This is a genomic window from Microbacterium sp. UBA3394 (genome assembly GCF_002358725.1).
In the GTDB taxonomy this organism is placed as follows: Bacteria; Actinomycetota; Actinomycetes; order Actinomycetales; family Microbacteriaceae; genus Microbacterium; species Microbacterium luteum.
The window spans coordinates 1-7,935 of record NZ_DEPK01000229.1; the positions used below are offsets into that span (position 1 = coordinate 1).

Consider the following 7,935-nt stretch of genomic DNA (forward strand, 5'->3'; position numbering starts at 1 on the left):
TCACCGCGCTGCGCCTTGCCGGTGTTGAGGAAGGTGGGCGTGGCGGGCTGGAAGCGACCGGCGATGATCTCCTCGACCAGCTCCGTGGCCAGCTTCTGGTCGCCGTCGGCCAGACCGAGGGCGGTCATCACGACGCGGTCTTCGAAGCGTTCGAGGTAGCGCTTGCCGTCGAAGGTCTTCAGCGTGTAGCTCGTGTAGTACTTGAACGCACCCAGGAAGGTCTCGAACCGGAACTTGCGCGCGTAGGCGAGATCGTTGAGCTGCTGGATGAACTCGAACGGGTACTTCTCGAGCACGGAGCCCTCGTAGTACTCCTTGTCGACCAGGTAGTCCAGCCGCTCCTTGAGGGAGTGGAAGAACACGGTGTTCTGGTTGACATGCTGCAGGAAGTACTCCCGCGCGGCACGCTTGTCCGCGTCGAACTGGATGTTCCCGTCGGCGTCGTACAGGTTCAGCATCGCGTTGAGGGAGTGATAATCCTGCCCCTCGAACCGCGGGTTGCTCTTGAAGTCGGTCTCGGTCAGTGCTGCTTCCACCATCGTTCCAATCCCTCGCTGACGCGATCGATGTCCTCTGGCGTGCCGAAGAGCTCTATGCGATACAAGTGCGGCACGCGGCACTTGCGGCTGATGATGTCACCGGCGAGCCCGAAGTGCTCACCGAAGTTGGTGTTCCCGGTGGAGATGACGCCCCGAAGCCATCCGCGGTTGCCCTCGTCGTTGAGGAATCGGATGACCTGCTTCGGGACGGCTCCCTTCTCCTCGCCGCGGCCCTGGCCTCCCCCGTACGTGGGGGTGATCAGAACGTACGGCTCCTCGATGTGCGGTGACGCCTCCGAGGAATGGAGAGGGATGCGCATCGCCCGCATGCCCAGCTTCTCGACGAAGCGCGTCGTGTTTCCCGACACGCTCGAGAAGTAGACGAGCAGGGGCGCGGCGGCCCGGTCGGCAACCGCGCCGCGCCGATCTGCGACGGCGGTTGCCACGGGTCAGACCAGACGACCGGCGAGCTCGTCGATCTTGTCGGGACGGAAGCCCGACCAGTGGTCCTCATCGGTGATGACGACCGGCGCCTGGAGGTAACCCAGCGCCTTCACCTGCTCGAGGGCCGAAGGGTCCTCCGACAGGTCGAGAACCTCGTATTCGATGCCCTTGGAATCCAGTGCCCGATAGGTCGCGGTGCACTGCACGCAGGACGGCTTGGTGTAGACCGTGATCGCCATTCTTACCCTTTTCTCCCCTCACATCCGGTGATGTCGCCGGCGGCGCCCCACCGGGACCTCAATACTACATATGGGTACCGACATTGGATAGCACCACAAGGGATAGTAGTTACATCGGTGTGATTTTCCTTCGTCATCAACACCCCCACCACAGGTTCTCCACCGTTTCATCCACAGCCCGACGAGCGCGTCGAGCGGTCGAGAACCGCAGATTCCCGCCCGAATCGGAGCGCGCCTTCGGCCCCATCCACAGCTCGCACGCTAATCGGCGCCTCCGACATCCCACAGGCTGTGGAGAACCCGCCCGGCGTGTCGCCCGGGCCGTGCGCCGTTCCGACGACGGGAGCGCGACCGGCAGCGCGTATCGTTTATCCGTGGCGGGATACCGGGAACTGCTGCGCACACCGGGCGTGGCGCGCATCATCGCCGCGCAGCTGACGGCGCGGTTCCCCAACGGCATGGCGAGCCTCGCGCTCCTCCTCCACGTCGAGCAGGTGACCGACTCCTACGGCGCCGCCGGCCTCGTGCTCGCGGCGGCATCCATCGGCCAGGGCGTCGCCGGCCCCGTCACCAGCCGCTGGATGGGGCGCTGGGGCATGCGACGCGTCCTCACCCTCACCCTCGTGGTGTGCGCCGCGTCCATCGCCACGATCGCCCTCGTCGAGATGGCCGTGCCCGCCTACATGGCACTCGGCCTGCTCTCCGGCCTCGCAACGCCCCCGGTGCAGTCGGCGGTGCGCACGATCTATCCCAAGATGGTCAACTCGCGACAGCTGACCCCGCTCTTCTCGCTGGATGCATCGCTGCAGGAGATCATCTGGATCTTCGCCCCGGTGGTCATCACCTTCGTCTCCACCCAGGTCGGCACCGTCGAGGGCCTGCTGCTGGTCGTGGTGATCCTCGTCGGCGGCGGTGCGTGGTTCATCTCCTCACCCGAGCTCGGACGCGTGCGCATCCCCCGCAGCCGTCGTCGCCTCGGCATCGTGCTGACCAAGCCTCCCGTGGTGCTCGCGACCGTCACCGGCTTCCTCCTCATCGGCGCGTGCGCGGCCGTCGAGGCCGGCGTCGTGGCGACCTTCGGTCACAGCGGCCTCGAGGCGGGTCTCGTGCTCGCCGTGTTCGCCATCGGCAGCCTGGCCGGCGGGCTGGGCTTCGGGCACCTGCCGATCGGGCGCTGGGCCATGGCCCGTCGGCTCGCGATCGTCGCCGCGGGGCTGGCTCTCACGATGATCTCCCTCGACGTGTGGTGGCTGGGCGGCACCCTCCTGCTGGCCGGAGCCGGAATCGCGCCGGCGTTCGCCGTCATGTTCGCCATGACCTCCGTGAGCGTGAAGTTCAGCGACACCGCCGAGGCGTACGGATGGATCGGCACCGGTCAGCTGATCGGCGCCGCGGCCGGCTCCGCCGTCGCCGGCTTCCTCATCGACGGTGTCGGCCCTCAGGGCGCCTACGTCGCCGCGGCCGCCTTCGCGGTGGTCGGCGTCGTGGTCGCGGTCGTCTTCGTGCGCGGGTTCCCGGATCTGCGCGGCCGCGACGCGTCGCCTCTTCCGGACACCGAGCCCGTCTCCACGATCCTCTGACGGTCCGTTCAGGCCACGCGGCGCAGCAGTTCGAGCACCGCCAGGGCGTAGGCGTCGCACGGCTCCGGGTGCTCGAACACCAGGTCCTCCTCGGCGATCCGGACTTCGACCTCGTGCGTGTCGGGCAGCCGTCGCAGGCTCCGGAAGGTTCCCCGCAGCATCTCCCGCAGCTGCGCCTCGTGCGGAAGCCACAGCGCGTCTTCGAGAGCGACGGAGTCGAGGGCCCACTCGGTCGTGCCGTTGAAGGCGAGGATGCGCCCGGTCGGGTACTCGCGCGGCTCGACGGTCATCTCGCTGACCGTGAAGACATCCGCCTCGAACTCGGGCTCGTTCAGCTGGAAGCGGTCACCCGACGCGGGCCGCCAGATCAGTCCGGCGTCGCGGAGCGCGACGGCGAGCTCGGTGGAGATCATGACGCCATTGTGCCGCGCACGGATGCGCGCGGGGCCGGTCAGCGCGGAAGGACGTCGTGCTCCACCGCCGGCGAGACGACGACGTCGACATCGATGAACCCGGGGACGGCCTCCTCGAGATCACTCTGCAGCGGCTCGAGCGGCGGGATGCGGCCGTCCTCCGTCGTGACCTCGATCGTCGCGGAGGTCGCGGTCCACGTCACCCCCTGCACCTGGGCATTCTCATCGTCGGACAGCCACGAGCCGGCGGCGGCGCGGATCACGCCCGTCCAGTGGGTGACGGCGAGCGTCACGGCGGTGTTCAGCAGCAGCGGCAGCACGATGACGGCCGAGAGCACCGCGACGACGACGTAGGAGCGGCGACGGTTCGCCGTCTGCGATGCACCGGGCTCCCGAGCGTAGCCGGCGAGCGTGAACACGATGCTGCCGGCGATCACGAGCGACACGACGTTCGAGGCGAACAGCAGCAGCGCACCGAACGCCTCGTCCCATGCCCCTTGACCGGCGCACACCCCGACGACCCCGAGGGGCGGCACGAGCGAGATCGCGATCGCGACGCCGGGCAGCACGGCACTGAGGTCGCGCCGCGTCATCGCGAACGCTCCGGCGGTCCCGGTCGCCAGGGCCGCCAGCAGATCCAGCAGCTGCGGCGAGGTGCGTCCGCTGATCTGCGAGTTGCTGTCGAGTTCGGCCGGGTCCGCGATGAACGTGGACAGCGCCCCTCCGATGAGCACGACGATCAGCAGTCCCGACAGGACCCACAGGAAGGACCGGGCCACGAGGCCGCGGTGACCGGTCACGATGCCCGCCGCGATCCCGAGGATCGGGGTGCCCAGCGGCGCGATGATCATCGCCCCGATCACGGTCGCCGTGGAGTCGGCCAGCACCCCGGCGACGGCGATGACGCCCGAGAGCACCAGCATGATGAAGAATCCGCTCCGCTTCGCGGCGCCGTCGCCGCGGGAGAGATCCACCGCTTCCAGCAGATCGCCCATCGACTGGCGCTGGGAGACGGGGATCAGCATCCGCGTGAGCCGAGACATGCGATCATCATGACCCACACCGCACCGCCGCCTCGACCCCTCGCCGCGGTGCGAGGGGCAGAATGGCGACATGGCTGCCGACGCGTTCGACCCCGCCGATCATCTGGACGACGAGCTCCTCGAGCGCATCCGCTCGCGAGCCGCGACGCACGACCGGGACAACACGTTCCCCCACGACGACCTCGCCGACCTCCGGGCCGCGGGCTACCTGGCCGCGCTGGTCCCGGCCGAGCTCGGCGGATCGGGACGGACGCTCGCGGAGGTCGCCCGGCTCCAGCAGCGTCTGGCGGAGGCGGCTCCCGCGACCGCCCTGGCGGTCAACATGCACCTGGTCTGGACCGGCGTGGCGAAGGTCGCCGCCGATCGGGGACTGGAGACCCTCCGCTTCGTGCAGGAGGGGGCTGCGGCCGGCGAGCTGTTCGCCTTCGGCATCAGCGAAGCCGGCAACGACCTCGTGCTGTTCGGAAGCGACACCACCGCAGCACCGAGCGAGGACGGCGGCTACGCGTTCACCGGAACCAAGATCTTCACCTCGCTCGCACCGGCCTGGACGCAGCTGGGTCTGCACGGAATCGACACGACCTCGCCGGACGCGCCGCGCATCGTCTTCGCGTTCGTGCCGCGCGACGAGGAGTCGGCGGGCCGCGTCGTCGTCTCCGACGATTGGGACACGCTCGGGATGCGCGCGACCCAGTCCCGCACGACCCGCCTGGAGGGCGCGCGGGCGCCGGCCGATCGGGTCGTGCGCCGCCTGCCCCCTGGACCGAGCCCGGATCCGCTGCTGTTCGGCATCTTCAGCGTGTTCGAGATCCTGCTGGCCTCCGTCTACACCGGCATCGCCCGCCGCGCGATCGACGTCGCGATCGAGACCGCGGGCGCCCGCCGGTCGAAGAAGTCCGGCAAGGCCTACACGCAGGATCCCGACATCCGATGGCGGATCGCCGAGATGGCCCTCGCCTACGACGCCCTCCCGCCGCAGATCGACCGGCTCGCCCGCGATGTCGAGGCGAAGGTCGATCACGGAGACCGGTGGTTCTCGCTGCTGGCCGGTGTGAAGCATCGCGCGGTGACCTCCGCGAAGCGGATCGTCGACGATGCGATGCTCGTCGCCGGCGGGAGCTCCTACTTCTCCGGCTCCGAGCTGTCGCGTCTGGCCCGCGACGTGCAGGCCGGCCTGTTCCACCCGTCCGACCCCGAATCCGCGCACGCGGCGGTGGCGACGGCGCTGCTCGGTCCGGTCGAGGACTGATGTGGCATCGATCCGGGCGGCCGACCTGAGTCCCGCCGACCGCGCGCGCCTGCGGGGCCTGCGGCGGATGAAGGCCGTCGCAGCGGGAGCCCTCGTGGCGATGGCGCTCGTCTTCGCGATCGCCTTCGCCTTCGAGCGCGACATCCCGGCCCTCTCCTACGTGCGGGCCGCCGCCGAGGGGGGCATGGTCGGCGCACTGGCGGACTGGTTCGCCGTGACCGCCCTGTTCCGGCATCCGCTCGGAATCCCGATTCCGCACACCGCGATCATCCCTCGGCGCAAGGATGAGATCGGGCGCACCCTGGGGGAATTCGTCGAGACCGAGTTCCTGCGCGCCGACGTCGTCCGCGACAAGCTCGAGTCGACGCCGATCGCGTCGCGCGTGGGCGAGTGGCTCGTCGATCCGGTGAACTTCCGTCGCGTGGCGGCGGAGGCGGCGGCCGCTGCCGCCGGAGTGCTGCGGGCGCTCAGCGACGACGATGTGCGCGACGTCATCGAGTCGCTCGCCCGTGAGCACCTCATCGAGCCCGACTGGGGCCCGCCGCTCGGCGAACGCCTCGAGCGCGTGGTCGCCGCCGACGCGCACCGCCCCGCCGTCGACCTGGCGGTCGACACGATCGGGGCATGGCTCCACGCCAACCGCTCGGCCTTCTCGGGGCTCGTCTCCCGCCGCCTGCCGTCGTGGGTGCCGAAGATCGCCCATCGACTGGTCGATGACACCGTCTACAACGAGGCGGTCGCCTTCGTCGACAAGGTGCGTGCGGATCCCGACCATCAGGCGCGGCACGCGATCGACGGCTACCTGTCGCGCCTGGCCGACAACCTCCAGAACGACCCGGTGACCATCGGCCGACTCGAGGACGCGAAGACCTCCGTGTTCGACAGCCCGCGGGTGCGCGCGCTCGCGGCGGACGCGTGGGGGACAGCGAAGGCCGGTCTGCTCACCGCCCTCGAAGACGAACGCAGCGACCTCCGCCGCCGGGCCGCCGAGGCCCTCGCGCAGATCGGCGAGCGTCTGCGCACCGATGCCGGCCTGCAACGCCGCGTGGATACCTGGGTCACCGACGCCGTGGTGTTCGTCGTCGACCGTCACCGTCACGACATCGCGTCGATCATCACCGACACGGTCGAGCGGTGGGATGCCGAGGACACGACCCGCAAGATCGAGCTGATGGTCGGTCGAGACCTGCAGTACATCCGGCTGAACGGCACCGTCATCGGAGCCCTCGCGGGCGTGGCGATCTACACCGTCGCCCACGCGATCCTGGGATGAGTGTCGCTACGCTGGCCGGGTGAGTGCAGACCAGCTGCTGTTCAGCTACGGAACCCTGCAGCACCGCGACGTGCAGCTGGACACGTTCGGTCGCGTGCCGCGGTCGGATGAGGATGTGCTCCCCGGCTACACCGTCGACTACGCCGATATCGGCGACGCGCGGGTCGCGGGGTTGTCCGGCCTGGACGTGCACCCGATCGTCCGGGAGACCGGGAGCCCCCGCGACAAGGTGACCGGCGTCGTGCTGTACCTCAGCGAAGACGAGATCGACGCCGCAGACGAATACGAAGTGTCGCTGTATCGTCGCGTCGAAGCGGCCGTGGAGAGCGGCCGCACGGCGTGGGTGTACGTCACGGCGTGACGTCCGATCCGGTGCGGAAGAGAGACCGAGGAGGCCCCATGATCCGTCTGACGATCGCCCGCCACGCGAAATCCGACTGGTCCGACTCCGTGCGGTCCGACCATGACCGTCCCCTGAATGCGCGCGGCCGTCACGACGCCCCGCTCATGGCCGAACGTCTCGCCGATGCCGGCGTGCATCCCGCCGTGCTGCTGTCGAGCACGGCGGTTCGCGCGCGCACGACGGCCGAAGCGTTCGCCGAGCGGTTCGGCGTGACGGTGCGCCTCGATCCCGACCTCTACGGCGCCTCGGCCGACGAGCTGCTCGCCGCGGCCGTCGCGTCGGGATCGCACGATGTGATGGTCGTCGCCCATGATCCCGGGATGACCGAGCTCGCGGCGCTTCTCTCGCGGGGGCGGATCGACCGGATGCCGACCTGCGCGATCGCGACGTTCACCTGGCAGACCGACGACTGGGCCGTCGTCGCAGCGGTCGACCCCGTCTCGTGGGACCACCTGGTGCCACGCTGACCTGAGCGTCGTCAGGTCTCTTCGATCGCCCCGTGGGCCGGTCCCGTGTCGTGTCCTCCGTCGCTCCGCAGTCACTCCATGCGGGTCCGGGGCGGAACGACCCGCAGGTTGCGACTGCGGAGCGGAAGAGAAAGCGTTCCGCGGTCACTTCATGCGGGTCCGGGGCGGGACGACCCGCAGATTGTGACTGCGGAGCGAAAGGGGAAGCGCTGCTCGGCGGGCGCAGACTCTGCGTTTCTGCCTCGGCGAGGGCTGACGCCAGCCGGCGGCGCGGTCAGTCCACGC

10 protein-coding genes are annotated in these 7,935 nt (G+C 69.5%); 5 read left to right on the top strand and 5 right to left on the bottom strand.

From position 1 onward, the window contains the following. The 3 genes from B4E30_RS14065 to nrdH all read right to left on the bottom strand — a co-directional run. On the bottom strand, nt 1–539 hold a 539-nt coding region (locus B4E30_RS14065; protein ID WP_286795701.1), incomplete at its 3' end, for a ribonucleotide reductase N-terminal alpha domain-containing protein. After that, a complete protein-coding gene (nrdI, locus tag B4E30_RS14070; RefSeq protein ID WP_194384860.1) occupies nt 521–985 on the bottom strand; it encodes a class Ib ribonucleoside-diphosphate reductase assembly flavoprotein NrdI in 465 nt (154 codons plus the stop codon). The genes B4E30_RS14065 and nrdI, both read right to left, overlap by 19 nt. 3 nt (nt 986–988) lie before the next feature. Then, nucleotides 989–1,222 carry a glutaredoxin-like protein NrdH gene (nrdH, locus tag B4E30_RS14075; RefSeq protein WP_071044530.1) on the bottom strand — a complete coding sequence of 78 codons (234 nt, stop codon included), beginning with the start codon at nt 1,220–1,222 and terminating at the stop codon, nt 989–991. A gap of 374 nt (nt 1,223–1,596) precedes the next feature. Here nrdH and B4E30_RS14080 point away from each other — a divergent pair, with 374 nt between their 5' ends. Continuing rightward, a complete protein-coding gene (locus tag B4E30_RS14080; RefSeq protein WP_194384859.1) occupies nt 1,597–2,802 on the top strand; it encodes an MFS transporter in 1,206 nt (401 codons plus the stop codon). Between the two features lie 8 nt (nt 2,803–2,810). On the opposite strand, the gene B4E30_RS14085 is transcribed toward B4E30_RS14080, so the two are convergent. Then, nucleotides 2,811–3,215: a pilus assembly protein CpaE gene (locus B4E30_RS14085; protein ID WP_194384858.1), complete on the bottom strand. Its 405-nt coding sequence runs from the start codon at nt 3,213–3,215 to the stop codon at nt 2,811–2,813. Between the two features lie 38 nt (nt 3,216–3,253). After that, a complete protein-coding gene (locus B4E30_RS14090; RefSeq protein ID WP_194384857.1) occupies nt 3,254–4,258 on the bottom strand; it encodes a TIGR00341 family protein in 1,005 nt (334 codons plus the stop codon). Between the two features lie 70 nt (nt 4,259–4,328). On the opposite strand from B4E30_RS14090, the gene B4E30_RS14095 reads away from it, so the two are divergent. The 4 genes from B4E30_RS14095 to B4E30_RS14110 all read left to right on the top strand — a co-directional run bounded on the left by B4E30_RS14095 (nt 4,329) and on the right by B4E30_RS14110 (nt 7,650). Beyond that, nucleotides 4,329–5,507, top strand: a complete 1,179-nt coding sequence (locus B4E30_RS14095) for an acyl-CoA dehydrogenase family protein (RefSeq protein ID WP_286795705.1) — start codon at nt 4,329–4,331, stop codon at nt 5,505–5,507. Nucleotides 5,508–5,574: 67 nt separating this feature from the next. Further along, nucleotides 5,575–6,780 (top strand): DUF445 domain-containing protein, encoded by a 1,206-nt coding sequence (locus tag B4E30_RS14100; RefSeq protein WP_194385445.1) that lies wholly within the window; start codon nt 5,575–5,577, stop codon nt 6,778–6,780. A 19-nt stretch (nt 6,781–6,799) separates the two neighbouring features. After that, the gene (locus B4E30_RS14105) at nt 6,800–7,141 is read left to right on the top strand and encodes a gamma-glutamylcyclotransferase family protein (protein ID WP_286795708.1); all 342 of its coding nucleotides are present in this window, start codon (nt 6,800–6,802) and stop codon (nt 7,139–7,141) included. A gap of 38 nt (nt 7,142–7,179) precedes the next feature. Beyond that, nucleotides 7,180–7,650, top strand: coding sequence for a SixA phosphatase family protein (locus tag B4E30_RS14110; RefSeq protein WP_194384854.1), 471 nt, complete (start codon nt 7,180–7,182; stop codon nt 7,648–7,650). Nucleotides 7,651–7,935: the final 285 nt, after the last annotated feature.

Coding starts and splice junctions, on each gene's coding strand:
- nrdH (WP_071044530.1), bottom strand. CDS start 1,222: ATGGCGATCACGGTCTACACCAAGCCGTCCTGCGTGCAGTGCACCGCG.
- B4E30_RS14085 (WP_194384858.1), bottom strand. CDS start 3,215: ATGATCTCCACCGAGCTCGCCGTCGCGCTCCGCGACGCCGGACTGATC.
- B4E30_RS14090 (WP_194384857.1), bottom strand. CDS start 4,258: ATGTCTCGGCTCACGCGGATGCTGATCCCCGTCTCCCAGCGCCAGTCG.
- B4E30_RS14095 (WP_286795705.1), top strand. CDS start 4,329: ATGGCTGCCGACGCGTTCGACCCCGCCGATCATCTGGACGACGAGCTC.
- B4E30_RS14100 (WP_194385445.1), top strand. CDS start 5,575: ATGAAGGCCGTCGCAGCGGGAGCCCTCGTGGCGATGGCGCTCGTCTTC.
- B4E30_RS14110 (WP_194384854.1), top strand. CDS start 7,180: ATGATCCGTCTGACGATCGCCCGCCACGCGAAATCCGACTGGTCCGAC.